Raw genomic sequence first — 24,043 nt, forward strand, 5'->3', positions numbered from 1 at the left:
ATCTCGCACCCGCCCGGTCAGCCCACGGTGGGCCTGGTGTGCGCGCGTACGGCGGGACCCAGCGCCACCAGCACCTCGAACGCCTGCCGGTCAGCCGGAAGAGTCAGGACCACCTGCGGCGACCGGGTCGGTGTCGAGTACCGCATCAGGTCACCGAGGTCCTCGGTGAACCAGCCGACGTCGTCGATCTCGGAGAGCACCGAAGTCCGCTGGTAGGCGGCCCCGACGCCCGACGCCCCACAGGTGACGACGGCCGGCGCCGACCCGAAGGCGGCAGCGGTGGCCACCGGCGGGCTCACGTCGCGGCGGTCCAGGCCCTCGCCCAGCGAGTCAGGCAGCGCGGCCACGAACGCGGCGCAGGCGGTCTGGTCTCCTCCGGTGGGGGTGGGTACGCCGGTGATTGTCACCGGGCCCGACCCTCCGCAGGAGGAGACCAGGCCCGCCGTGATGCCGGCAAGGCCGGCCAGGCGCAGGCGGAGCGGCGGGAGCCGCACCTTCCCGGTCATCCATTTCCCTTCACCCCACGCGCCCCGGAGGCCGGTGTGGTGACGGACCGTAAAGGCCCGCCTCAGAAATGGACCACGGGACAGGTGAGCGTTCTGGTGATGCCGTCCACCGCCTGGACCCGTGACATCACGAGCTTCCCGAGATCATCGACACTCGACGCCTGTGCGCGCACGATGACGTCGTAAGGGCCTGTCACGTCCTCGGCCTGGGTGACTCCCGGGATCTGCTCGATCTCCTTGGCCACCGATGCCGACTTGCCGACCTCAGTCTGGATAAGGATATACGCGTGTACCACAGACGCTCCCTCGTCGGACGTCGACAGCCCGCCGAGCAGACACGGGCTGACAGAAGGTAACAGGCAAACGGGCCGGATGAGAGGGTCTGAGGCGAGGAATTTGCTCTGATCGCCCGACTGGCACGGAGGAACCGCGCTCCACCGGTGGTGAAGTCGGCCGTTTCCGGCCACCCGCTCCCACTCCGGCCCTCACTGTGAGGATCCCCACGCATGACCCCAGCAGTACCGCCCGCCCCGCCTCGGGTGCTGACCATCGCCGGATCCGACTCCGGCGGCGGCGCCGGCATCCAGGCGGACCTGAAGACGATGCTGGCACTCGGCGTTCACGGCATGAGCGCTGTTGTGTCGGTCNCCGCACAGAACTCCGTCGGCGTGCACGGCGTCTGGGACCTCCCTCCGGATGCCGTCCGGGCGCAGATCCGAGCCGTCGCGGACGACATCGGCGTGGACGCGGTCAAGACCGGGATGCTCTCGTCCGCCGCCCTCGTCGAGACCGTCGCGCGGGAGCTGCCGACGCTGGCCGCGCCGGTCGTCGTCGACCCGGTCGGGGTCTCCAAACACGGGAACCCGCTGCTGGCCGTGGACGCGGTGGACCTGCTGCGTTCCATGCTTCTGCCCCGCGCCACCATCGTCACCCCCAACCTGGACGAGGTGCGCCTGCTCACCGGCGTGGACGTCGCCGACGAGACGGGCATGCACCGGGCCGCCGAGGCACTCCTCGCACTCGGNCCGCAGTGGGTGCTGGTCAAGGGCGGCCACCTGCCGGGCGACGCTGTCGACCTGCTCACAGACGGTTCGACCGACTACGAGCTACGCTCTCCTCGGCTGCCGAGCCGCCACACGCACGGGACGGGCTGCACCCTCGCCTCGGCGATCGCGGCGCACCTGGCACGCGGGGCCGGTGTCCCGGACGCCGTCAGGGCGGCCAAGACCTACGTGACCGGCGCGCTCGCCGCGGGATTCCCCCTGGGCGCCGGGATCGGGCCGGTGGACCACGCGTACCTGGCCCGGGGTGGCTCCGCCAGTGGGATGGACCCGAAGAGCGGGCGGGGTTCGAACAGCGAGCGGAACTCCACCGGCACCGAAGGCTCCACCGACACAGAAGGCTCCGCCGACACAGAAGGCTCTGCCGAGCAGCGACCCGCGCCCGAACCGGGCCGCGCGAAGGTGGAGCAGCGCCACGTTCCCACACCCTGACAGTCGAACACACGTTCGACGAACGGTCCAGCCCGGCACACGCCTGTGGGCCCCGCGGCGCCGTTCGGGCCGTCTGATTGAATCTCCCCGGCCCGGCATGGACATCATGCACAGCGTGCCCCGACGCACCACGAGATGTGGCGCACCTCAAAGTCCTGGCGCACCCGACCCACCGCCGTGGAGGCAGTCCGTGAGCGAACCCGGTTCCGCTATGATCACTCCCGCGGGTTCGGACGAGCACTGGTACACGATCGTCGGTGGCGCTCCGCTCACCGGTTCGGTCGAGGTCTCCGGAGCGAAGAACTCGGTCACGAAGCTCCTGGTCGCGACCCTGCTCACGGCCGAACCATGCACGCTCAGCCGGGTCCCGCGGATCGTCGAGGTCGACGTCGTCCTCGGGATGCTCGCCGAGCTTGGCACCCAGGTCGAGTGGCTCGACGCGCACACGGTGCGGGTGACGACGCCACAGATCGTCGACGCCTCGCTCGCGGAGGCGTATTCCGGCGTCAACCGCATTCCGATCCTGATGATGGGCCCGCTGTTGCACCGGGTGGGCGAGGCCGTGGTCCCGCTGCCCGGCGGGTGCCGGATCGGCAAGCGGCCGGTCGACTTCCATCTGCGCGGGCTGCGCGCCATGGGCGCGGAGATCACCGAACAGCTGCGCTCGGTCGAGGTGAAGACGCTCGGCCTGCACGGGGCACATGTGACACTCCCGTTCCCGAGTGTCGGCGCCACCGAGAACCTGCTGCTCGCCGCGGTGCGCGCGAAGGGGACCACGGTGATCTCCAACGCCGCGGTGGAGCCCGAGATCATCGATCTCATCCTGTTCCTGCAGCAGATGGGCGCGCTGGTCGACGTCGAGGTCGACCGCACGATCGTCGTGCAGGGTGTGGAAGCCCTGCGCGGGGCCTCCCACACGGCGATCCCGGACCGCATCGAGGTCGCCTCCTTCGCCGCCGCCGCGGTCGCCACGAACGGCCGGGTCGACGTCGTCGGGGCCCGTCAGGAGCATGTGGCCACCTTCCTGAACCACCTGCGCCGGCTCGGCGGGGAGTTCGAGGTCAGCCCGCACGGCCTGACCTTCCGCCGGGCACGCGAGCTCACCGCCACCCACGTGCAGACCGACGTCCACCCGGGGTACATGACCGACTGGCAGCAGCCGCTCACCGTGCTGCTCACACAGGCCAGAGGCGTTTCGGTGATCCACGAGACGATCTACGAGGACCGCTTCGGCTACACCCGCCAGCTCAACGAGATGGGCGCCGACATCGCCCTGTCGACGATCTGCCTCGGCGGGAAGGCCTGCCGGTTCGCTTCCCGGGACTTCGAGCACTCGGCCGTCGTCAGCGGGCCCACGCCGCTGCGCGGCATCGACCTGGAGATCCCCGACCTGCGGGCCGGCTTCGCCTATGTGATGGCCGCGCTCGTGGCCGAGGGCACCAGCCTGATCCGGGGGACCCGCTTCCTGGAACGCGGCTACGAGGATCCGGTCGGCAAGCTCCGCTCGGTCGGCGCGCTCATCGAGACGCGGCCGGCGGACGTCGCGCCCGCGGCCACCGCGAACGGCTGAACCCACCGCCCACGCCGCGGGGCCGCCCACAGCGCCCAGGGGGCAGGGGCAGGGCGGGCCCGCGCGGCTCAGCGCGGGCGGTACTCGGGCCCGGGCTCGCGGCTCATCAGATCCTTGACGGCCTCCAGCGGCGGCAGGCCCTCGTACAGCACGCGCTCGACCTGGCGGGTGATCGGCATGGCCACCCCGAGGCTGCCCGCCAGGGCGAGCAGCGGGCGGCACGACCGCACCCCCTCCGCGACCTGCCGCTGCTGCGCGAGCACCTGCGCCAGGGTCATTCCCCGGCCGAGCCGCTCGCCGAAGGTCCGGTTCCGCGACAGTGACGACCCGCAGGTGGCAACAAGATCACCAAGGCCGGCGAGGCCGGCGAAGGTCATGGGATCGGCGCCGAGCGCGACCCCCAGCCGCATGGTCTCGGCCAGCCCGCGGGTGATCAGCGAGGCCTGGCTGTTGGTTCCGAAACCCATCCCCTCCAGCATCCCGGCGGCCAGCGCGATCACGTTCTTCACCGCCCCGCCGAGCTCGCAGCCGACCACGTCGACATTGGTGTAAGGACGCAGGTAGGGCGTCCAGCACGCGGCCTGCACCCGGTGGGCGGTCGCCGGCGAGGTGCTGGCGACCACCGTGGCCGCGGGATCCTCCACCGCGATCTCCCGGGCCAGGTTCGGGCCGCTGACGACCGCCACGCGTTCCGGCCCGACGCCGGCAACCTGGGCGATCACCTCGCTCATCCGGCAGTTGGTGCCGACCTCCATCCCCTTCATCAGGCTGACGTAGACGGCGTCCGGCGCCACCAGGGGCGCCCAGGCCGCCAGCCGCCCCCGCAGCGCGTGCGACGGCACGGCGAGCACCACCAGGTCGGCGTCGGGCAGCGCCGCCTCCGGGTGGACCGTGGCGCGCACCAGGTCGGGCAGCCGGATGTCGGCCAGGTACCGGGGGTTGACGTGACGGTCGTTGATCGAGTCCGCGATCTCGGTGTCCCGGGCGACGAGAGTAACGCGGGCGCCGGCATCGGCCAGCACCTTGGCGAAGACCGTTCCCCAGGAGCCCGCGGTGAGGACCGCCGCGCGTCTCATCGGGCGCCCGCTGACGACGGAGGGTCCGGCTGGGCGGGCACCGCCGGGCCGGCCGACCCGTGGGCGGGAGGCCGCCGCGGCACCGACTCCTCCCGCACCCGCTCCACCTCCGCGACCAGGCCGGCCATCACCGCGTCGGTCACCTCACGCAGCAGCGCGCCCAGGGCGGCGGCCTCGCGCCCCTCCCCTGCCCCACCCCCATCGATCGCATCACCGGCACCGACACCAGCCCCAGCCCCAGCACCGGCACCGGCACCGGCACCGGCACCGGCCAAAGCGTGGGCCAGCGCCCTGGACCGCTCGGCGAACTCGTCCAGGTCGACAGGCCGGCCGGCCTGGACCCGGATCTCGGGGCGCCCGGTCAGGCGCAGCCGACGGTCCCGCCCCCAGATCCGCTGCGCGCCCCACTGGGCCACCGGGATGACCGGCGCGCCGGTGGCCAGCGCCAGCCTCGCCACCCCGGTCCGGGCCCGGACCGGCCAGTAGTCCGGGTCGGTGGTGATGCCGCCCTCCGGGTAGATGACCAGGGCCCGCCCGGCCCGCAACGCGGCGATCGCGTCACGCAGCGCGTGCTGCGCGCTGGGATCCCGGCGGTGCACCGGAATCTGGCCGGCACCGGCCAGCACGTGACGCAGGATCGGAACCTCCCACAGATCGCTCCTCGCCATGAACCGCGGGGTTCGCCCCGCGGCGTACACATAGTGCGCGAGCAGGGGTGGATCCACTGTCGACAGGTGGTTCGCGACCAGGATGACGCCCCCCGAGCGGGGGATGTTCTCCTGCCCGGACCAGCGTCGACGGGTCAGCAGACGCGACAGCGGCCGGATCACGGCCGCGGCGAACGCGACCGCGGGCCCTCCCCGCCACGGGCTTCTCATGAACGCGAAGTCTTGCTCAGTGCCGGGAAGACTGTCGAGTTCGTCCCGCCGTGGCGGGACACGACCCCGTCTGGAACCTCCGCCGGGACGTCCACGGCGGCGCCCACGGGCACGCGGATGTCCTATCGTCGGCCCTGTGCAGTCCGCCGAGACCACCCCGCCCTGGGTCGTGCTGGTCCCGCTGAAGCCGCTCACCGCCGCGAAGTCCCGGCTCGACCATCCGGACCGCGGCGCGCTGGCGCTCGCGATGGCGCTCGACACCGCCTCGGCCGCCCTCGACGCCGGCAGCGACGTCGTGGGCGCGGTCATCGTCGTGACCGACGACCGGGTGGCCCGGGACGCCCTCGCCGCGCTCACGGTGGCCCGCCCGGCCGCCGGCGCCGGCAGCGGCAGCGGCGGCGGTGGCGGCGGCGCCGGACGCACCACCGGTGAGCAGCGGGCCGGCCGGCTTCTGGTCGCCGCGGACGAGCCGAACCGCGGGCTCAACCCGGCCATCGCGCACGCGGCGGCGCTCGCCCGGCGGCTGCACCCGGGCTGGGGGGCCGCGGCCATCTCCGCGGACCTGCCGGCGCTGCGGCCACAGGAACTGCGACGGGCGCTGGCCGCGGCGCCGCGGGCGGGCCGCAGCGTGCTCGCGGACGCGGTGGGCACCGGCACGGTACTGCTGTGCGCCGCGCCCGGGACGGAGCTGGGCCCGCGGTTCGGCACCGGCAGCTTCACCGCGCACCGCGCCTCGGGCGCCACCGACCTCACCGCGCTGCTGGCCGACCAGGTTCCCGGTCTGCGCCGGGACGTCGACACCGTCGCCGACCTCGCGACGGCCCGCGCGCTCGGGCTGGGGCCGGCCACCGCCCGGGTGCTCGCGGCCAGCCCGTCGCCGCGCAGCGCGGCATGAACGGCCGCCGGCCCCCCGGCGAGCCGACGGTCGTGAGCCTGGCGCACGTGCACGATCCCGCGACGACGCCGATCTTCCCCGGCGACCCGGCGTTCACACTGACGACCGCGGCGACGCACGAGCGCGACGGGTACTACCTCCAGCTGGTGTGCCGCGGTGAGCACACCGGCACGCACTGGGGCGCGCCCGGGCACTTCGAGCCGGGCGGCGCGCTCGCCGACGATCTGAGCCCGGCGGATCTGTTCCTCCCGGCGGTGCGGATCGACGTCCGCGCGGCCGCGGCGGCGGACCCCGACTACCGGGTGAGCAGGGCCGATCTGGCCGCGTTCGAGCGCCGGCACGGGCGGATCCCCCCGGGTGCCGCGGTCATCGCGTGGACGGGCTGGGACCGGCGGTGGGGCACCGCGGCCTACGCGAACCTGGACGGCCACGGCCGCATCCGTCAGCCGGGCTTCGGTCTGGCCGCCGTGCGCTGGCTGATCGACACCGGCCGGCTCGGGCGGCGGGGCGCCCTGGGATCCGACACCTTCGGCCCGGACGCCGGTCTGGACGCGACGTTCGCGGTCTCGCGCGAGCTCTTCCATGAGCACCGCATATCGCTGGAGAACCTGGCGAATCTCGAGGCACTGCCCCCGGCCGGCGCCTGGGTGCTGGCCGGCGGTGCGGTCAACCGTGCCGGTTCCGGTTCCGCCGCAACCGTCTTCGGTCTCGTCCCGCCGCATCCGCGGGCCGGCGGCCGCCGGGTGCGGACGATCCGCCATCAGGACGGCCGTCGCCACCGCTGAGCCCCGCCAGGCCCACCCGCCCCACCCGCCCCACCGAGGCCGCCGTCGAGGCCGCCGAGGCGCGGGCCCTGCGCGGTCTCCTCCGCGGTCTCCTCCATCGTGGCGAGACCCGACAGCGGCCCCGGCCGGGCGAAGAGGAAGCCCTGGCCCAGCTCGCAGCCGAGCCGGTCCAGCTCCACGAGCTGGGACTCGCGCTCGATGCCCTCGGCGATCACCACCGCGCCCAGCGAGTGCGCCACGTCGATCATGGAACGCCGCAGGTTGGAGACCGGGCTGCCGTCCATGGGTGCCTCGACGAGCGTGCGGTCCAGCTTGACGACGTCCACCGGCAGGCGGTGCAGCGCCGCCAGGTTCGTATAGCCGGCACCGACGTCGTCCAGCGCGATCGCCACTCCGAGCGCCTTCACCTCCGTGAGCACCTCCGCGGCCGTGGCGAGGTCGGCGATCCGGCTGGTCTCGGTCACCTCGACCACCAGCCGGTGCGGGTCGAGGCGGCTGGCGGCGAGCACCCGGGCGACGCTGTCGCGCACCCCGGTGTCGACGATCCGGCTGGCGGAGACGTTGACGTGCAGCCGCAGCCGGGACGTGCTCGGGTAGGCCAGCGCGACCTCGGTGCAGGCCCGGGTGAGGACCAGATCGTCCAGCAGCCCGACCATGCCACCGCTCTCCGCGGCCGCGACGAACGTTCCCGGCGGCACCGGGCCCCGTCCCGGGTCCGTCCACCGGGCCAGTGCCTCCAGCGCGACCGGGTGCCCGTCCCGCAGCCGCACGATCGGCTGGTAGTGGACGTCGAAGCCGGCCGAGCGCACACCGCGGCGCAGGGCTGTGGCCAGTGCGTCGGCGAGCTGCACCCCCGCCTCGGGTGAGGTCATGCCGGGCCGGTAGGTCACCAGACGGTTGCGGCCCGAGCACTTCGCCACGTGCACGGCGGTCTCGGCGTGCCGCATCAGCGACTCGCCGGTCTCGTGGCTGGGGCGGGCGACGGCCAGCCCGACGCTGGCGCGGATCGACCGCTGCCGGCCGCCGACCGACACCGGGTGGCGCAGGGCGACCAGGACCCGCTCCCCCACCGCCGCGGGCGACTCACCGCCGGCCAGCAGCACGGCGAACTCGTCGGACCCGATGCGGGCGACCAGATCGGTGGTGCGGACGCAGTGCCGCAGCCGCTGCGCCACGGTGCGCAACAGGTGATCACCGGCCGCCGGCCCCAGGCTGTCGTTGAGCGCGCTGAAGTCGTCCAGATCGCAGTACAGGATCGCGAGGTCGGTCTCGGCCCCGCGGTCACCGGCCCGCCGGCGGTCGGCCAGGGCCGCCCGCAGCCGGTACTGGAACAGGGCCCGGTTGGCCAGCTCGGTGAGCGGGTCATGGAACGCCCGGTGGTGCAGCTCCCGCTCGGCGTCGCGCACCCGGCACGCGAGCTGGCGAGCGGCCCGGGCCGCCACCAGGCGGTCCGCGACCAGCCCGGCCACCAACGCGGCCGCCAGCCCGATCTCGACACCGTCGAGCCGATGGCCGACCGCCACCCCGGCGAGCACGACGGCGGCCGCGCACCCGGCCATCAGCGTCGGCACGACGAGGAACGTCGGGCGCCGCGCACCCGCCTCGGCCGCCACCGCGACACCCCGGAACCCGGCCGGGGCCGCCACGGCGGCACGCCGCGCGGCTACCAGGACGAAGGCGCAACCGGCGATCGGCGCCACCGCGAGCAGCGGCGTGGACGAACCTGGGCCGGTGACGCCGCGCGACGCCGACGTCGACGCGGCGATCAGGACGAGGCCGACGGCGGCCGCGAGGATGCGGACCCGGTCGGTCAGCCGGCGGAAGGCGGTGGCGTGCAGCGAGGCCAGCACGAGCAGTGCCGCTCCGGCCGGGTAGACGACCGCGATGACGCGGTCCCACTCGTCGTCCTCCGCGGCGGTGAGCACGGGGCGGACCCCCAGCGCCCAGCCGACGAGGAACACCGAGGCGGCGAGCAGGAAACGGTCGACCAGGCCGGGGCCGGGGTCGGGGCTGAGGCCGGGGTGGCCCGGGGCGGTCCCCGCCCTGGCCGCCAGCACGCCGGGCCCGGCTGCCTCGGCCCTTCCCGGGGCGGGTCCGCCGGTCCCGCCGCCCGGCGGCGGCCCCGCGGACGGCGGGTACGGCGGCAGGTCCAACCGGTTCGGCGGGCGGCGCGCTCTGGCCGTGGGAGCGGCGGAAAGCGCCGCCAGCGCGAGCACCGGCATGGCCAGGTAACCGGCGTCGGCCGGAGTGGGGTGCCGCGGCCGGTGGCCGGCCCGCCCGTCCACGAGCCAGGCGGACTGGCCGGCGGTCCAGGCCACGAGGGCCGCAGCGACCCAGATCAGCCACCTGCCGTGGGCCCGTCCCAACCGGCGCCCGGCCCAGACACAGCCGGTCGCGGCGGTCAGGCCGGCCGCTATCGCGGCGCCGTCGAGCAACAGCGGCACGCCCACCCTCCTCCCTGCGCGCGGGTGGCCCCGGTAGCCGGGGACCCGTCCGCCGGCCTCGGGCCGGACTTCCCACGTGCCGGCCGCTGTCGGATCCCACCGGCGGCAGCCGGCGGCCGTGGCGACTGTTCGCGGATGACGACGCCGTCGCGGGTGGCCGGGAGTCAGACCATTCGACGCCGAGACCGGCTTGGACGCTGAGACCGGCTTGTCGGAGAGGCCCTGAGGTCACCGTATACTGTGATCGGTCAAACACAAAGAGTGTCCACCTGTGGTGCGGCCGGCGCGTCGGGAGTCAAACCCGCCACCTCACGGCGGCCTGGACCCCCAGATCGGGCGGCCTGGCGGCGGTGCGGGCGCCCGTGGCGTCATCCGGACCGGTGCCACCCGGCCGCCGTGTCACCCAGTTGTGGGACCGCCCGGCGCGGCGCCGTCACCGCGGACCACGTCGAGGACGTCCACCCGCTGCGAGGCGACCAGCACGCCGCGACCCGCGCCGACGTAGCGCCCGGAGGTCGGCGCGACGTCCTGGTAGTCCCGACCGACGCCGACCGTCACGTACCGCAGGTCGGCGGCCCGGTCGTGGCAGGGATCGAACGCCATCGCCACCGCGCCCGCCCCACCCGGCGAGGCCGCCCTACCCGGCGGCACAGCCCTACCCGGCGGCACAGCCCCGCCCGCCCGCGCCGCGGCCAGCCCGGCCGGCACGACCACCTCGACCCAGGCGTGGGAGGCCCCCTCGCCCAGCATGTGCCCGGAGACATAGCGGGCCGGAATCCCGATCGCGCGACACATCGCGATCATCACGTGGGCCTGGTCCTGGCAGACCCCGTGCCCGCCGGCGAGCGCCTGGGCCGCCGTCGTCCCGACATCGGTGCTGCCCGACACGTACTCGATTCGCTGGTGCACCCAGCCGCAGATCCGCCGGGCCGTGGTCAGGGGGTCGCCACCCGCGAGCGAGCGCGCGGCGTCGACCATCCCGGCGGTCGGCGTCGTCAGTCTGGTCGGGGCGAGGAGCCGCCGGCTGCTGAGGGCGGAAGCGGGCAGTTCCGGCCAGCCGAGGTGGGCGATGCGCTCGACGACGACCGCGATGTCGAAGTCCAGCGTGGGCGGAACGATGTCGATCCTGATGTTGGCGACCTGCAGGCCGTCCGGCCCGCGCTCCCAGGTCGTGCGGGCATCGGGCGCGGAGACCTGGAGGTCGACGGNGCGCCGCAGCTGACCACCGTGCCGGGTGGGCGGCACCGCGACGAGCCGGTGGTCCAGATCCCGCGCCACCCCGTCGTAGACGTAGCGGAAGCGCTGCCGCACCTGGTAGGTGACGCGTTCCGCCCCCGCGAGATCGACCCCCTCGGGCTCGACGGCCGCGGACGACTCCACGTCATCGATCGTCACCCGGCCGTGTTTCCCGCCGGTTACCGGAAACGACACCACACCCCCAGCGTTACCGAACAGCGTCAACACGGAACATCACGACTGGCCGCACACAACAACCATTTCGCACGATGACCTCACTTCGTCATAGTTCCCGGCTGCCGAGTTCACCCAGAGCTGGCAGCATGGGCAAGCATGAGCGAGCTGGTTGCGACCCGCCCGGAGCAGCCGCAGCGGAAGGCGCGGAGCGCGCTGTTGGAACCCCTGGAAGCCCCCAGAGCGCCCGCCCCGTCGGATCTTCCCGCTGATCGGTTCATCAACCGCGAGAAGTCGTGGCTCGACTTCAACTCCCGCGTCCTCACCCTCGCCGAGGACGTCACGACGCCGCTACTGGAACGGGCGAAGTTCCTGGCGATCTTCGCCAGTAATCTGGACGAGTTCTACATGGTGCGGGTCGCCGGGCTGATGCGGCGCGACGCCACCCGGCTCGCGGTCCGCTCCGCGGACGGCCTGACCGCCCGCGAGCAGCTCGACCTGATCAGCCGCACGACCGCCGAGCTCAGCGCCCGCCACTCCCGCTGCTTCACCGACGAGGTCGCACCGTCGCTCGCCCACGCCGGGATCACGATCAAGCTCTGGCACCAGCTCGAGAGCACGCAGCGGGAACGGCTGCGCGGGTACTTCCACGAGCAGATCTTCCCGGTGCTGACGCCGCTGGCGGTCGACCCGGCGCACCCGTTCCCCTGCATCAGCGGCCTGTCACTGAACCTCGCCGTCATCGTGCGCGAGCCCGGCGGCGAGTCGGAGCGCTTCGCCCGGGTGAAGGTCCCGCAGAACGTCCCGAGACTGATCCGGGTGGACGTCGCCGNGCCGGTCGGTGACCGCAACGGGGCGGAGAAGCACCTGCCCGCGCGGGACGACTCCACGGCCTGCTTCGTGCCGCTGGAGGAGGTCATCGCGGCGCACCTCGGGCAGCTCTTCCCCGGCATGGAGGTCGTCGACTCGCATCTGTTCCGGGTCACCCGCAACGCCGACCTCGAGGTCGAGGAGGACGAGGCCGAGGACCTGCTGCAGGCGCTGGAACGCGAGCTGGCGCGACGCCGGTTCGGCCCGGCGGTCCGCCTGGAGGTCGACGCCGACATCGACGACGACCTGCTCAACCTGCTGATGCGCGAGCTGGAGATCACCGACCGCGAGGTCCACCGGGTACGCGGCCCGCTGGACATGTCGGTGCTGTGGGCGCTCTACGACCTCGACCGCCCCGAGCTCAAGGATCCACCCCGGGTGCCCGTCACCCATCCCCGGCTGCTGAACGACGAGGGCGACCCGCAGGACTTCTTCAGCGTGCTGCGCGAGGTGGACGTGCTCGTCCACCACCCGTACGACTCGTTCACGACCTCGGTGCAGCGTTTCATCGAGCAGGCCGCCGCCGACCCGAACGTCCTGGCGATCAAGCAGACGCTGTACCGGACCTCCGGCGACTCCCCGATCGTCGATGCGCTGGTCGCCGCGGCCGAGGCNGGCAAGCAGGTCGTCGTCCTGGTGGAGATCAAGGCCAGGTTCGACGAGAGCGCCAACATCCGCTGGGCCCGGGAGCTGGAGCGGGCCGGCTGCCACGTCGTCTACGGCCTCATCGGGCTCAAGACGCACTGCAAGATCTGCCTGGTCGTGCGGCAGGAACGCGGTGGCCTCCGCCGGTACTGCCATGTGGGCACCGGCAACTACAACCCGAAGACCGCGCGGCTGTACGAGGACCTGGGGCTGCTCACCGCGGACCCCGAGGTGGGAGCCGACCTCACCGACNTGTTCAACGTGCTGACCGGGTACAGCCGGCAGACGGAGTACCGGTCACTGCTGGTCGCCCCGCAGCACATGCGGGACGGCATCATCCAGCGCATCGAGAACGAGGCCGCCGCCGCCCGGGAGGGCCGGGAGTGCGGCGTCCGGGTCAAGGTGAACAGCCTGGTCGACGAGGAGATCATCGACGCGCTCTACCGGGCGTCGATCGCCGGGGTGCCCGTCCACTGCCTCGTGCGCGGCATCTGCTCGCTGCGGCCGGGGGTGCCCGGCCTCTCCGAGAGCGTGCACGTCCGGTCGATCCTGGGGCGCTTCCTGGAGCACAGCCGGGTTCTGGAGTTCGTGTCCGCCGGCGAGTACTGGATCGGCAGCGCCGACATGATGCACCGCAACCTCGACCGCCGGATCGAGGCGCTGGTGCGTGTTCCGCACGCGGAGCGGCAGGCGACCGTGCGGGGGATGCTCGATCATGCGTTCTCNGACCAGGTCTCCGCCTGGATCCTCGCCCCCGACGGCCGCTGGGAGCGGCACACCGTGGGCCCGGACGACCAGCGCCTGTCGGACTACCAGCAGGACCTGATGGCCCGGGCCTTCCAGCGGGGGCGGGGCTGACCGGCCCGGCGGCCGTGCCCCGGTGCGGTTCGGCGCCCGTCCTGCGTTGATACCCCCGAACTCCCCGGATACGGCCATTCCGCATCCGGGAGTCCGCACACCCGCGGTCCGCATACCCGCGGACGTCCTCCCCAGGTCGGTCGGGCCGGGGAATCCGGGGGGATCAGCCGTACACGTTCAGTCGCTGCTCGACGAGACGCTGGCCTTGAACTCCGAGCCCGGACGGAACTTCGGGACCACGGACGCGGCGACGTGCACAGGCTCACCGGTCGCAGGGTTGCGGCCGGTGCGCGCGGCGCGCTCCACCCGCTCGAAGACACCGAAACCGGTGATCGTTACCTTCTCGCCGCCGGCGACGGCCTCCTGGATCGCGTCGAACACCGCGTCGACGGCCTTGGTGGCGTTCGCCCGCCCGCCTTCGATCTGCTGAGCGATGCGGTCAACCAACTGGGACTTGTTCACAACAACCTCCGGACGCCCCCGCGCCTGACGGGGTGGGGAGCAGATCGGGCATCACACTGCGCTGCACCGTAGGCATCTCCACTGTCGAGGGCAATTCCCATGAGCGTGTCGCGTCACACAAACCCGCACGTCAGCGGGTTCGCGCCAGGTGGATACCGCTTGCGCACTGTTCAGNGAGCCCGCCGCATCCTTCAGCTTGGTCACCTTGGGTGACATTTGACCTGGGGCGATTCAAGCCGAAAGTCACGAATTGATAGCCCCGAGACGCGGTCCGGCGGGCACTGCTCACCGGCAAGCACCGGAGCGCTACCCCACGCGGATGTGAGATCACCCTCAGCGTCCCGCCGAACACCGGATCGGCGTGCGGCGGGACCGCTGACAGCTCCCCCGTCCCCGCCGCGGCACGACGACCATCGATGTGATCAATGCAACATCCGTGCGGGGGCCCCGCCGAGCCGCCCCAGGGCCTGGAAAGTCCCTGCGCCGAGCCGGGTCGCGCCGGCACCGGGGCCGGTTTCCCGGCCGTCCGCGGGCGCGGTTGCGGCCCCGGTGTCCCGGATCCGGTGTCCCGGACGGGGTTCGCGGCGGCTCTGCCGGCCGCCGGCCGGCTCAGGCCGTCGTGGGCAGCCAGGCCGGCCGCTCGGCCTCGAAGGCAGTGATCCGCTCCTCGTGGCGCAGCGTCAGCCCTACGTCGTCGAGGCCCTCCATGAGCCGCCAGCGGGTGAAGTCGTCGAGCTCGAACCCCACCGAGCGGCCCGCGCCGCGGACCTCCCGGGCTGCCAGGTCGACGGTGATCTCCGTCGCCGGGTCGGCCTCGACCGCGGCCATGAGCGCCTCGACCTCGTCCGCCGGCAGCGTCACCGGCAGCAGTCCGTTGCCGAGCGCGTTCCCGCGGAAGATGTCGGCGAAGCGCGGCGAGATCACGGCGCGGAAGCCGTAGTCCTGCAACGCCCACACGGCGTGCTCCCGCGACGAGCCGGTGCCGAAGTCGGGCCCGGCGAGCAGAATCGACGCCCCCGCGTAGGCCGGGCTGTTCAGCACGAACTCCGGGTCTCCCCGCCATTCGGAGAACAGGCCGGCGCCGAAGCCCGTCCGCTCGATGCGCTTGAGCCAGTCGCTCGGGATGATCTGGTCGGTGTCGACGTCGCTGCGCCGCAGCGGCACCGCCCGACCGGTGTGGATGGTGAACGCCTCCATGTCGGGTACGTCCCCCTTCGGATGTCGTTTGCGGATGTCGTTCGTCGTTCGAGGTTCGAACGGTCGCGTTCGAACGGTCGCGTTCGGTCGCGTCGTTCGGATGTCGGGCCGCGCCCGGACGCCGCCGGGAGCGCGGCCCCCGCCTACAGGTCGGCGGGCGCGGTCAGCCGGCCGGTCACGGCAGTCGCGGCCGCGACCTGCGGGGACACCAGGTGGGTGCGCCCGCCGGGACCCTGACGGCCCTCGAAGTTGCGGTTGGACGTCGACGCGCTGCGCTCCCCGGGCCGCAGGGTGTCCGGGTTCATGCCCAGGCACATCGAGCAGCCCGCGCTGCGCCAGTCGGCACCCGCGGCGCGGAACACCTCGTCGAGCCCCTCGGCCTCGGCCTGCGCCTTGACCTCCATCGAGCCCGGCACGACCAGCACCCGCAGGCCGTCGGCCACCTGGCGGCCACGCAGCACGTCGGCGGCGGCCCGCAGGTCGGAGAGCCGGCCGTTGGTGCACGAGCCGATGAAGACCGTGTCGACGGCGACGTCGCTCAGCGGCGCGCCCGGGGTGAGACCCATGTAGGCCAGCGCCCGCTCGACCGAGCCGCGCACCGCCGGGTCGGCCTGGTCAGCCGGGTCGGGGACGGCCGAGTTCAGCGGTGCGGCCTGGCCGGGGTTGGTCCCCCACGTGACGTACGGGCTCAGGCTGGGCCCGTCGATGACCACCTCGTGGTCGAAGGTCGCGTCGGCGTCGGTGGCCAGCGTCCGCCAGTACGCGACGGCGGCGTCCCAGTCGGCCCCGGTCGGGGCGTTCGGACGTCCCTTCAGGTACTCGAACGTGGTCTCGTCCGGGGCGATCATGCCGGCGCGCGCGCCGGCCTCGATGGACATGTTGCAGACCGTCATCCGGCCTTCCATCGACAGCGCGCGGACGGCCTCGCCGCGGTACTCGATGACGTAGCCGGCGCCGCCGCCGGTGCCGATCCGGGCGATCACCGCGAGGATCAGGTCCTTGGCGGTGACGCCGGGCGGCAGCTCGCCCTCGACGGTGACGGCCATCGTCTTGGGCCGCCGCTGCGGCAGGGTCTGGGTGGCCAGCACGTGCTCGACCTGGCTGGTGCCGATGCCGAACGCCAGCGCGCCGAAGGCCCCGTGCGTCGAGGTGTGACTGTCACCGCAGACGATGGTCATGCCGGGCTCGGACAGACCGAGCTGCGGGCCGACGACGTGGACGATCCCCTGCCCGGGGTCGTTCATCGGGAACAGCCGGACGCCGAACTCGGCACAGTTCTTGCGCAGCGCCTCGACCTGCGCCCGCGACACCGGGTCGGCGATCGGCAGCAGCGTGTCGGTCGTCGGTACGTTGTGGTCCTCGGTGGCCAGCGTCAGGTCGGGGCGGCGGACCCGCCGCCCGGCCAGCCGCAGCGCCTCGAAGGCCTGCGGCGAGGTGACCTCGTGGACGAGGTGCAGATCGATGTAGAGCAGGTCCGGCTCTCCGTCAGCACGGCGCACGACGTGTGCGTCCCAGACCTTCTCCGCGAGTGTGCGCCCCATCGGCCCCACTCCCTCTCTCGCATGGGACGGGCCCACGCTGTCGACAACCGGTGCGTTCCAGAGCTCACGAGGCGTACGGGCTCGCGAGGTGTTGCAGAGCCTGGATGCGTTCCATACTTTGGGATGGCAGTATCAGACTATGGAACATAGTAGCGGTGTCGGCGTCCTCGACAAGGCCGCCCTGGTGCTGACCGCGGTCGAGCACGGCCCAGCCGGCCTCGCTGACCTGGTCACCCGCACCGGGTTGACCAGAGCCACGGCCCACCGGCTCGCCAGCGCGCTGGAGACACACCGCCTGCTGGCCCGCGACGCGGCCGGCAGGTTCGTCCCCGGGCCCCGCCTCGCGGCCGGCAGCCCCACCGCGCTGCCCTGGGAGCTGCTCGACGCCGCCGGCCGGGTTCTCACCGCGCTGCGGGACGACACCGGCGAGAGCACCCAGCTCTATGTCCGGCGTGGCCCCGTCCGGCTGTGCGTCGCCGCCGCCGAGCGCGCCACCGGCCTGCGCGACACCGTCCCGGTCGGCGCGACCCTGCCGATGACCGCCGGCTCCGGCGCCCAGGTGCTGCTCGCGTTCGCCGCCACGGCCGACCCGGGCCTGCTCACCGCCGCGGCCTTCGCTCCGGACGTCCTGGAGAAGGTGCGCCGGCGCGGCTGGGCGGAGAGTGTGGGCGAGCGTGAGCCCGGGCTGGCCTCGGTCTCGGCGCCGGTGTTCGGCCCGGCCGGGCTGGTCGCGGCGGTGTCGTTGTCGGGGCCCGTCGAGCGGCTGACCCGGTCCCCGGGGAGGCGGCACGGGCCCGCCATCGTCGCCGCGGCCCGCCGGCTGTCGGCCCCCGCCGACCCGCCGTCGCCCGCGCAGGCCCCGCCCGACCAGCGCGAAGCCGCAGAAGGCAACGCCGCGGATCACGACGGATGACGGATCATCGGAGCTGGCATTGCCGATCCCGCCATACCGGCGGGAGATCTCACCGGCCGCCCCGTTGAGCACCACTTTCCGATGAGCTGAAACACAATGGGCCCGCACCGCTGACCGCCGTCGGCACCCCGACGCCGCCCGGGATGAGATGGCGTCGTAGCCTTTGGTTCTGTCAACACCGGTCCTGTCAACATGATCGGGCCGGCGTATTCGAGTAGTTGTCCACGCACGGACATGATGTGGCGCGGCCCGGCCGAAACCTCGCGCCGGCGCGGCGGGCACCGGAGCGGTCGCACGGCACGCGGTGTGTCCGACCACCTGCCGGGGGGCAGGGCCGGCCGGGCCGCCGTCACCCGTCCGCGGGGATTTCCCGGGCTTCCGCAGCCCCCGCCGCGGCGGCGGCACAGGCTCGCGCGGTGGGAGTTCCCTCCGCGCTCAGAGGGGGAAAGGCGCAGTGCGCAAACTGGGTTCGCGGTACGTCCTGCACGAGCTGCTCGGGCAGGGAACGGCCGGCCAGGTCTGGCGCGGGGCCCATATCCCCGATGGGGAACCCGTCGCCATCAAGGTGCTGCGGCCGGAACTCGCGCACGATCCCGAGGTCGTCGACCGGTTCCTGCGTGAATGCGATCTGCTCGTCCAGCTCGACAGCCCCGAGCTGGTACGGGTCCGAGACCTGATCAGGGAACCGGGCACGCTGGCGATCGTGATGGACCTCGTCGAGGGCATCGACCTGCGGGCCCATCTCGACCAGGGCGGACCCCGCCCGGTCACCGAGGCCGTCCGCCTCGTGATCGGCCTGCTGTGGGCGCTGGACACCGTGCACGCCGCCGGCATCATCCACCGGGACGTCAAGCCCGAGAACGTCCTCATCGACACCTCGGACCCGCGGCGCCCGCACGTTCGGCTCACCGACTTCGGGGTGGCCCGGATGGTCCACACCCCGGGCCGGGCCTCCCTCACCGGCCCGATCGGCACCNCGCTCTACATGGCGCCCGAGCTCGCGGACGGCATCCCGCCCACGCCCTCGGTCGACATCTACGCCGCCGGGATCGTGCTCTACGAGCTCATCGCGGGCAGCCCGCCGTTCGACGAGGCCCACCCGGCCGACATGGTGCGGGCCCACCGCGAGGACGAGCCGCAGCCCATCCAGGGCGTGCCGCCCGCGGTGTGGGACGTGCTGGCCTCGATGCTGGCGAAGGCGCCGCGGGACCGCCCGGCGACCGCCGCCGACGCCGCCGAGGATCTCCTCGACGCGCTGGAGGAGGACGACCGCGACCGCGACTTCGACGACGATTCCGACCGCCGCGGCGATCCGGCCGGCAGCCGGGACGCCGACTTCGACGCCGCCCTGACCCAGGTCGGCGGAATCGCCCCGGTCGGCGCCACCAGCGTGCTCGCCAAGGGCCGGAACACCACCGGCGCGCACCCGGACTGGGACGACGCGGCCCACACCCAGGTCGCCGGCATTCCCCCGGCCCGGACCGCCGCGATGTCCCCGACCCGGACCGGCGGTATGGCCCCGGTCCGGCCCGACTGGGACGACGCCGCGCACACCCAGGTCGGTGGCATCCCCCCGACCCGAGCTGGGTGGGACAGCTCCGACGCGGCCACCGGGGCGCAGCCCGCCGTCCGGGTTCCCGCGCGCTCGGCGGGCTCCGCCTCCGACCGCAACACGGTGATCTCGGCGAGCAAGGACCCCGTACCCGCCAGCGCCGCCGGCCCGGGTGCGCCCGGGGGGCGCCCGGCAGCGGACCGACGGCGACGCAGCCGCATCGCGGCCGGCGCCGGACTGGTCGTGGCCCTGGTCGCCGGGGCCGGCGGCTGGGCCCTGGCCGCCGCCGGCGACGGCGACAGCTCCCTGACCTCGGACGGGACCGCGCAGGTCATCACCGACCCGTCGATGACGGCGACCCTGCCGGGGGGCATCCCGATGCCGCCGGACATGGACCCGGCGGCGGCGGGCTCGAACGGTGGCGTCAACGGCGCGCCGCGCACGAACGCGGCCGGCAGCCCCATCCCCAGCGGTTCTCCCGGCGCCAGTCCGGCGCCGTCCGGGCAGGCCACCGCCACCGCGACCGCCACCACGTCCGCGAGTGCCTCCCCCTCACCGACGGCGAAGGACGAGACCGTCCCGGACGTGCAGGGCCAGAGCCAGTCGGCCGCGAAGAGCACGCTCAGCGGCAAGGGCTTCACCAACGTGGCGAGCAGCGAGACCTGCCAGAAGGGCAAGAGCGGCGGGATCGTGCTCGACCAGAGCCCCAACCCGGGAAGCGTCGTGCCGGTCTCCACGAAGGTGACGCTCACCGTGCAGGCCACAAACTGCGCCGAGGTGCCCTCCGTGGCGGGCCAGTCACTCGCGGCGGCGCGCAGCGCGCTGGTCAGCGCGGGCTTCGGTGTCCTGGACGGCTCGGGCGGCTGCCAGTGGGGCAAGGGCACCACCGCCGCCGGGACGAACCCCTCGGCCGGGACGATGATGCGCAAGGGCGAGAACGTGTGGCTGGAGCCGAGCTGCGCCGCATCGCCGGCCCCGGCGCCGACCACCGCTCCGCCGGCGACCACCGCCGCCCGCCAGGGCTGATCCGGGGCCGGTCAGGGCAGCCAGTCCGCCGGCAGGGATGACGGGGAGGTCGCGCCCCATTCCGCGGTCGCCTCCGGGACGGACGGCATGGGCGGCAGGCGCAGCGCGGACGGTTTGGGGAAGTTCGCCGGCGCCGGGGTCGGCACCCGCGAGCCCTCCCCGTTCCCGGAGGGCCCGCCCCGCGGCCGCAGCAACGCGCCGGAGCCGGCCGGCAGGGCCGGTGGGTCAAGGGACTCCGCGCGGCCCCGCAGGCTGCGCGGCAGCGGCATGGGAACCGGCATGGGCGCCGGTTCGGTCGTACCCGCGGTCGTGGCCGCGGCCTGCGAGGCAGCCCACATGTCCACCTCGACGATGATCTCGCCGTTCTCGGACGACATCCGCAGCCGGCCGCCGTGCACCTCGACCAGACGGCGCACCACGTAGAGCCCCATGCCGGCACCGTCGGTCTGCCGGGTGGCCGTACCGTCCCGCTGGGTGAACGGCTCGAACAGCTGCCGGATGGTCGCCGGGTCGAGGTCGGGGCCGGGGTTGCGCACCCGCAGCACCACCTCGTCGCCGACCCGGCCGGCGATGAGCCGAACCGGGGCGCCGGGCCAGGAGTGCACCAGGGCGTTGTCCACCAGGTTCGCGACGACCTGGTGCAGAGCCTGGCGCGCCATCCGGACCGGGAGCTGCTGCGGCAGGTCCACGGTGACGCTGTTGCCGGCGTAGGTGAGCGCGCCGATGACGTCGCGGACGACCTCCGGAAGGTCCGCGACGGTGTTGTCGTCGGTTCCGGTGGCGGTCGCCGCCGTGAGCATGTTCTCCAGCAGCCTGGACAGCCGGTCGGAGTAGGTGACGGCCGAGTCGAGCATGCCGTCGAGCTGGGCGTCGGAGAGCCGGTCCCGGCGGCGCCTGATCGTGAGGAGGGTGCCGCGGATTCCCGTCAGTGGGGTGCGGAACTCGTGCGAGACCGTCGCGACCAGGTCGCTGCGGATGCGGTCGGTCTCCTCCAGCCTCGCCATGAGGCTCTGCTGGCCCTCGTAGAGCTGCTGGCGGTAGTCCTCCGCCCGGCGGCGGGACTGCTCGCTGTAGTGCCAGAAGACCATCTGGGCGCCCGCCAGGGCGCAGATGAAGCCCGCGTGCAGGCCCGCCAGCACCAGTGGGCTGTCCTCGGTCAGCACCGCCGCCTCGGTGGTGACGATGTCACCCATCGCGAGGCTGGCGAGGAACACGAACGCGATGGCCAGCAGGTAGACGGTCCAGTCCTCGTAGAGCGCGATGAGGGCCACCACGACGAAGAAGTGGAAGTACGTCGGGGTCAGGCCGTCGGAGAGGTGCACGAAGACCACCGAGCAGCACAGCAGGCCCAGACTCGCCGCCAGCGCCCGCACCCGGCGGATGCCGGGCGCCAGCGCCGCGCCGAACAGCAGTGCCGGCGGGCTGGCGGCCAGCAGGCCGTGCGGCAGGCCGTGGTCGCGCAGCACGCCGTAGAGGACGATCACCGGTAGGTGCAGGGCCAGCACCCAGCACATCAGGGCGTGCCGGGCCGCCCAGTCCTCCGTCGGCAGCCCACGGCCCCGCGGGAACCAGGCGACGGGCCCCCCGGTCGGCGCTTCGGCAGCCGGGACCGCCGGCCCGGACTCGACCGGGTGGCTCCGCGACGACCGGGCCTTCTCAAGCCGCCGGGCGGCACGCCCGACATGGGCGCTGCCGTGACGGCGGCGCGCCCGTGCGGGCATGGAGGGACCGGCGGAGGACATCCGAGCAAGTTTCCACCGTTCCGGCCCCTGAGCGCCATGGCTGTCAAGGGTGGTGTCGTATGACGACTATGCCCAGCTTTGACTAGGCCATCCGTACCACTTCGTAACGGGCTCAAAGGAGCATGGCGCGGATACCGACATTCCCGGGAGGCTGTGGTCCGCAAGGTGGCCCCGGAACGGTCACCTGTGGAGGAGGACACGTGCCCCCAGTTGCCCTGAGAGCCGCGACCGCACCCGCCCTCATTGCTCAGACAGCGCCCCAACCTGCGGAAATCCACGCGGACCCCGGGGCGCCGGGCGCGTTGGCGGCCCGGCCCGCTCTCCGCCTCGTCGGTTCGGAGGCGGTCGAGCGGCCCGTCGGTCCTGAGGAGATCGTCCACGGCTGGGGTGGTCCGAGCACGTGCAGCTGCCGCCCCTGCGCCATGGCCCGTCACCCNGCGTCGATGCCCCGGCTGCGCGTCGTCGACTGAGAACCGGGCCGGGACTAGTCCTGCCACCCCCACCATCCGGCAGGTCGCCCGCCATCCCGTCGCGGAGATCCTCGGAGGGCCGCGGCGGTGGACGCCGACGACCGCCAGGCCCGCGCGAGCCACGCCGATGCCACGCAAGACCGATCCGCGCAAGAGCAACGCCGCGCAAGAGCAACGCCACGCCCGGGCCACGCCGAGGCCGGCCCCGGACGACACATCGCGCTCATCGGACGCCAGCCGTCCGTCGGGCGAGCGTCGAGGGCCCCGAGCAGTCGCTCGGGGCCCTCGACGCGTCCGGGTCCGAGACACACATCACGGTTCGCCGGCCGGCGAACCGGCCAGTCGCCGAGCCCGGCCGCGGATACGACCCGAGCACGGCCCGCCCCGCACAAACAGAAAACGCCAGCCCCGAAAGGCTGGCGTTACTATCACAACCATAATTCAGATGTAGCCCCGACCGGATTCGAACCGGCGCTACCGCCTTGAGAGGGCGGCGTCCTGGGCCGCTAGACGACGGGGCCAGAACCGTTCCTGCAATATACAGCATGTTCTTGCATTTGGTGCAGCTGGGGTACCAGGACTCGAACCTAGACTAACGGAGCCAGAATCCGTTGGGCTGCCAATTACCCCATACCCCAAGGGGCCCTCGCGGGCGTTGCCTACTGTACCCCATCCTCGGCCCGGTGCCGCGAGCGGGGTACCCGCGCTGCGCCGCGGGGTCACCGGGCCACTTCAAGGTGCGGGCAGGCCGGGCGGACCGGGGCGGGCCGAACCGGCCCCGGCCCACCCGGACGGGAACAGAGGGAAGCGGGCGCGGGTAACCGGCCGGACAGATACGGCCCCCCGGATGACGGCCGTACCGGGCCGTATCCATCAACCCCACGCCCAGGCGGGCTATCTGCCGGTCACCGGGTTCGTCAGCGTGCCGATCCCGTCCACCGTGACGGCGACCGTCTGCCCTGCCCGCATCGGCCCCACGCCGGCCGGCGTGCCGGTCAGCAGCACGTCCCCCGGCAGCAGCGTCATCGCCCGCGACATGAAGGCGACCAGGGCCGGCACGTCGTGCAACAGCAGCCTGGTCCGGGAGTCCTGCCGGACCTCCCCGTCCAGGGTGGTCCGCAGGGCCAGGTCGGACGGGTCGAGATCGGTCTCGATCCAGGGCCCGAGTGGGCAGAACGTGTCATGCCCCTTGGCCCTGGTCCACTGGCCGTCGGCCGCCTGCTCGTCCCGAGCGGTCACGTCGTTGGCACAGGTGAAGCCGAGCACGACCGACAGCGCCCGCTCCACCGGGACGTCCCGGCACAGCCGCCCGATCACGACGGCGAGCTCGCCCTCGTAGTCCACCCGCTGGCTGTCAGCCGGCAGGACGACGGGGTCGCCGGGGCCGGCCACGCTCGTCGACGGCTTGAGGAACAGCACCGGACCAGCCGGCGGCTCACCGCCCATCTCCCGCGCGTGGTCCGCGTAGTTCTTCCCGATACACAGAATCTTGCTGGGCAGGACCGGTGCGAGCAGCCGGACGTCCGCCAGCGGCCGCCGCACCCCGTTGAACGTGAACGGGGCGAACGGATGCGGCGTGATCCCCGCTACAACCGCGGTCCCCTCCTCCGGAGATCCCTCCACCACCCCGAATGCCGGCTCCGACCCATCAGTGAACCTCGCGATGCGCACTGGCCGACCGTACCGATCCCGCGGCGCGTCGGTCAGGCG

At 73.3% G+C, this 24,043-nt stretch carries 17 protein-coding genes, 2 tRNA genes and 9 pseudogenes; 14 read left to right on the forward strand and 14 right to left on the reverse strand.

The window, feature by feature from the left end; all coding sequences use genetic code 11:
• Positions 1-17: 17 nt before the first annotated feature.
• Together UG55_RS21340 and UG55_RS21345 are read right to left on the reverse strand one after the other, a co-directional pair.
• Entirely contained in the window at positions 18-506 is a 489-nt protein-coding gene (locus tag UG55_RS21340; RefSeq protein WP_083987061.1) for a DUF3515 family protein, read from the reverse strand.
• A gap of 62 nt (positions 507-568) precedes the next feature.
• Positions 569-802 carry an Lrp/AsnC family transcriptional regulator gene (locus tag UG55_RS21345; RefSeq protein WP_018640576.1) on the reverse strand — a complete coding sequence of 78 codons (234 nt, stop codon included), beginning with the start codon at positions 800-802 and terminating at the stop codon, positions 569-571.
• A gap of 210 nt (positions 803-1,012) precedes the next feature.
• Here UG55_RS21345 and UG55_RS41015 point away from each other — a divergent pair.
• The 4 genes and pseudogenes from UG55_RS41015 to murA form a co-directional block, all read left to right on the forward strand.
• Positions 1,013-1,153, forward strand: a 141-nt coding sequence (locus UG55_RS41015; protein ID WP_242424902.1) for a bifunctional hydroxymethylpyrimidine kinase/phosphomethylpyrimidine kinase, incomplete at its 3' end; no start/stop codon positions are given.
• A gap of 1 nt (position 1,154) precedes the next feature.
• Positions 1,155-1,530 (forward strand): annotated as a pseudogene (locus UG55_RS41020) (bifunctional hydroxymethylpyrimidine kinase/phosphomethylpyrimidine kinase); the annotation flags it as partial.
• A 1-nt stretch (position 1,531) separates the two neighbouring features.
• Positions 1,532-1,813, forward strand: a pseudogene (locus tag UG55_RS41025) (bifunctional hydroxymethylpyrimidine kinase/phosphomethylpyrimidine kinase); the annotation flags it as partial.
• A gap of 397 nt (positions 1,814-2,210) precedes the next feature.
• Positions 2,211-3,569: a UDP-N-acetylglucosamine 1-carboxyvinyltransferase gene (gene murA, locus UG55_RS21355; RefSeq protein WP_066072195.1), complete on the forward strand. Its 1,359-nt coding sequence runs from the start codon at positions 2,211-2,213 to the stop codon at positions 3,567-3,569.
• A 68-nt stretch (positions 3,570-3,637) separates the two neighbouring features.
• Here murA and UG55_RS21360 read toward each other — a convergent pair whose 3' ends face one another.
• Positions 3,638-4,645: an NAD(P)H-dependent glycerol-3-phosphate dehydrogenase gene (locus UG55_RS21360; protein WP_066072198.1), complete on the reverse strand. Its 1,008-nt coding sequence runs from the start codon at positions 4,643-4,645 to the stop codon at positions 3,638-3,640.
• Complete coding sequence (locus UG55_RS21365; RefSeq protein WP_066072201.1) at positions 4,642-5,523, reverse strand: 1-acyl-sn-glycerol-3-phosphate acyltransferase; 882 nt, start codon at positions 5,521-5,523, stop codon at positions 4,642-4,644. The genes UG55_RS21360 and UG55_RS21365 overlap by 4 nt, the downstream gene beginning before the upstream one ends.
• 136 nt (positions 5,524-5,659) lie before the next feature.
• Here UG55_RS21365 and cofC point away from each other — a divergent pair, with 136 nt between their 5' ends.
• Both cofC and UG55_RS21375 read left to right on the forward strand, forming a co-directional pair.
• A complete protein-coding gene (cofC, locus tag UG55_RS21370; protein ID WP_066072204.1) occupies positions 5,660-6,418 on the forward strand; it encodes a 2-phospho-L-lactate guanylyltransferase in 759 nt (252 codons plus the stop codon).
• Positions 6,415-7,203, forward strand: a complete 789-nt coding sequence (locus UG55_RS21375) for a cyclase family protein (protein ID WP_066072208.1) — start codon at positions 6,415-6,417, stop codon at positions 7,201-7,203. Before cofC ends, UG55_RS21375 begins: the two co-directional genes overlap by 4 nt.
• Here UG55_RS21375 and UG55_RS21380 read toward each other — a convergent pair.
• From UG55_RS21380 to UG55_RS41030, 3 genes and pseudogenes are all read right to left on the reverse strand, one after another.
• Complete coding sequence (locus UG55_RS21380) at positions 7,179-9,647, reverse strand: bifunctional diguanylate cyclase/phosphodiesterase (protein WP_066072271.1); 2,469 nt, start codon at positions 9,645-9,647, stop codon at positions 7,179-7,181. The two genes, UG55_RS21375 and UG55_RS21380, sit on opposite strands and share 25 nt — an antisense overlap.
• A gap of 399 nt (positions 9,648-10,046) precedes the next feature.
• Positions 10,047-10,855 (reverse strand): transglutaminase family protein (locus UG55_RS21385; RefSeq protein ID WP_242424898.1); only part of this gene is annotated, 809 nt, incomplete at its 5' end.
• Position 10,856: 1 nt separating this feature from the next.
• A pseudogene (locus UG55_RS41030) lies at positions 10,857-11,036 on the reverse strand (transglutaminase family protein); the annotation flags it as partial.
• Positions 11,037-11,216: 180 nt separating this feature from the next.
• On the opposite strand from UG55_RS41030, the pseudogene UG55_RS41035 reads away from it, so the two are divergent.
• From UG55_RS41035 to UG55_RS41055, 5 pseudogenes are all read left to right on the forward strand, one after another.
• A pseudogene (locus UG55_RS41035) lies at positions 11,217-11,889 on the forward strand (RNA degradosome polyphosphate kinase); the annotation flags it as partial.
• 1 nt (position 11,890) lies between these two features.
• Positions 11,891-12,541, forward strand: a pseudogene (locus UG55_RS41040) (RNA degradosome polyphosphate kinase); the annotation flags it as partial.
• Between the two features lies 1 nt (position 12,542).
• Positions 12,543-12,824: pseudogene (locus UG55_RS41045) on the forward strand (RNA degradosome polyphosphate kinase); the annotation flags it as partial.
• A 1-nt stretch (position 12,825) separates the two neighbouring features.
• Positions 12,826-13,297: pseudogene (locus tag UG55_RS41050) on the forward strand (RNA degradosome polyphosphate kinase); the annotation flags it as partial.
• Position 13,298: 1 nt separating this feature from the next.
• Positions 13,299-13,430, forward strand: a pseudogene (locus UG55_RS41055) (hypothetical protein); the annotation flags it as partial.
• Positions 13,431-13,607: 177 nt separating this feature from the next.
• On the opposite strand, the gene UG55_RS21395 reads toward UG55_RS41055, so the two are convergent.
• The 3 genes from UG55_RS21395 to leuC form a co-directional block, all read right to left on the reverse strand.
• Entirely contained in the window at positions 13,608-13,892 is a 285-nt protein-coding gene (locus UG55_RS21395; protein ID WP_066072217.1) for an HU family DNA-binding protein, read from the reverse strand.
• Between the two features lie 609 nt (positions 13,893-14,501).
• On the reverse strand, positions 14,502-15,089 hold the full coding sequence (gene leuD, locus UG55_RS21400) for a 3-isopropylmalate dehydratase small subunit (RefSeq protein WP_066072221.1): 588 nt from the start codon (positions 15,087-15,089) through the stop codon (positions 14,502-14,504).
• Positions 15,090-15,232: 143 nt separating this feature from the next.
• Positions 15,233-16,630, reverse strand: coding sequence for a 3-isopropylmalate dehydratase large subunit (leuC, locus tag UG55_RS21405; RefSeq protein WP_066072224.1), 1,398 nt, complete (start codon positions 16,628-16,630; stop codon positions 15,233-15,235).
• A 139-nt stretch (positions 16,631-16,769) separates the two neighbouring features.
• Between leuC and UG55_RS21410 the strand changes: the two genes are divergently transcribed.
• The 3 genes and pseudogenes from UG55_RS21410 to UG55_RS21415 form a co-directional block, all read left to right on the forward strand.
• Positions 16,770-17,543, forward strand: a complete 774-nt coding sequence (locus UG55_RS21410; protein WP_066072227.1) for an IclR family transcriptional regulator — start codon at positions 16,770-16,772, stop codon at positions 17,541-17,543.
• Positions 17,544-17,997: 454 nt separating this feature from the next.
• Positions 17,998-18,519, forward strand: a 522-nt coding sequence (locus UG55_RS41060; protein ID WP_242424899.1) for a serine/threonine-protein kinase, incomplete at its 3' end; no start/stop codon positions are given.
• Position 18,520: 1 nt separating this feature from the next.
• A pseudogene (locus UG55_RS21415) lies at positions 18,521-20,121 on the forward strand (PASTA domain-containing protein); the annotation flags it as partial.
• An 11-nt stretch (positions 20,122-20,132) separates the two neighbouring features.
• Here UG55_RS21415 and UG55_RS21420 read toward each other — a convergent pair.
• From UG55_RS21420 to UG55_RS21440, 4 genes are all read right to left on the reverse strand, one after another.
• The gene (locus tag UG55_RS21420) at positions 20,133-21,863 is read right to left on the reverse strand and encodes a HAMP domain-containing sensor histidine kinase (protein ID WP_066072233.1); all 1,731 of its coding nucleotides are present in this window, start codon (positions 21,861-21,863) and stop codon (positions 20,133-20,135) included.
• Positions 21,864-22,781: 918 nt separating this feature from the next.
• Positions 22,782-22,854: transfer RNA gene (locus tag UG55_RS21430), tRNA-Glu, on the reverse strand.
• Positions 22,855-22,899: 45 nt separating this feature from the next.
• Positions 22,900-22,971: transfer RNA gene (locus UG55_RS21435), tRNA-Gln, on the reverse strand.
• 256 nt (positions 22,972-23,227) lie between these two features.
• Positions 23,228-24,004: a fumarylacetoacetate hydrolase family protein gene (locus tag UG55_RS21440; RefSeq protein WP_066072241.1), complete on the reverse strand. Its 777-nt coding sequence runs from the start codon at positions 24,002-24,004 to the stop codon at positions 23,228-23,230.
• Positions 24,005-24,043: the final 39 nt, after the last annotated feature.

It is taken from the genome of Frankia sp. EI5c, from assembly GCF_001636565.1.
GTDB lineage: Bacteria > Actinomycetota > Actinomycetes > Frankiales > Frankiaceae > Parafrankia.

Bases quoted from the DNA above. Each gene is read 5' to 3' on its own strand.
- UG55_RS21360 (WP_066072198.1), bottom strand. From the start codon at position 4,645: ATGAGACGCGCGGCGGTCCTCACCGCGGGCTCCTGGGGAACGGTCTTC.
- UG55_RS21410 (WP_066072227.1), top strand. From the start codon at position 16,770: ATGGAACATAGTAGCGGTGTCGGCGTCCTCGACAAGGCCGCCCTGGTG.
- UG55_RS21420 (WP_066072233.1), bottom strand. From the start codon at position 21,863: ATGTCCTCCGCCGGTCCCTCCATGCCCGCACGGGCGCGCCGCCGTCAC.
- leuC (WP_066072224.1), bottom strand. From the start codon at position 16,630: ATGGGGCGCACACTCGCGGAGAAGGTCTGGGACGCACACGTCGTGCGC.
- UG55_RS21375 (WP_066072208.1), top strand. From the start codon at position 6,415: ATGAACGGCCGCCGGCCCCCCGGCGAGCCGACGGTCGTGAGCCTGGCG.
- UG55_RS21365 (WP_066072201.1), bottom strand. From the start codon at position 5,523: ATGAGAAGCCCGTGGCGGGGAGGGCCCGCGGTCGCGTTCGCCGCGGCC.
- UG55_RS21340 (WP_083987061.1), bottom strand. From the start codon at position 506: ATGACCGGGAAGGTGCGGCTCCCGCCGCTCCGCCTGCGCCTGGCCGGC.
- leuD (WP_066072221.1), bottom strand. From the start codon at position 15,089: ATGGAGGCGTTCACCATCCACACCGGTCGGGCGGTGCCGCTGCGGCGC.
- murA (WP_066072195.1), top strand. From the start codon at position 2,211: ATGATCACTCCCGCGGGTTCGGACGAGCACTGGTACACGATCGTCGGT.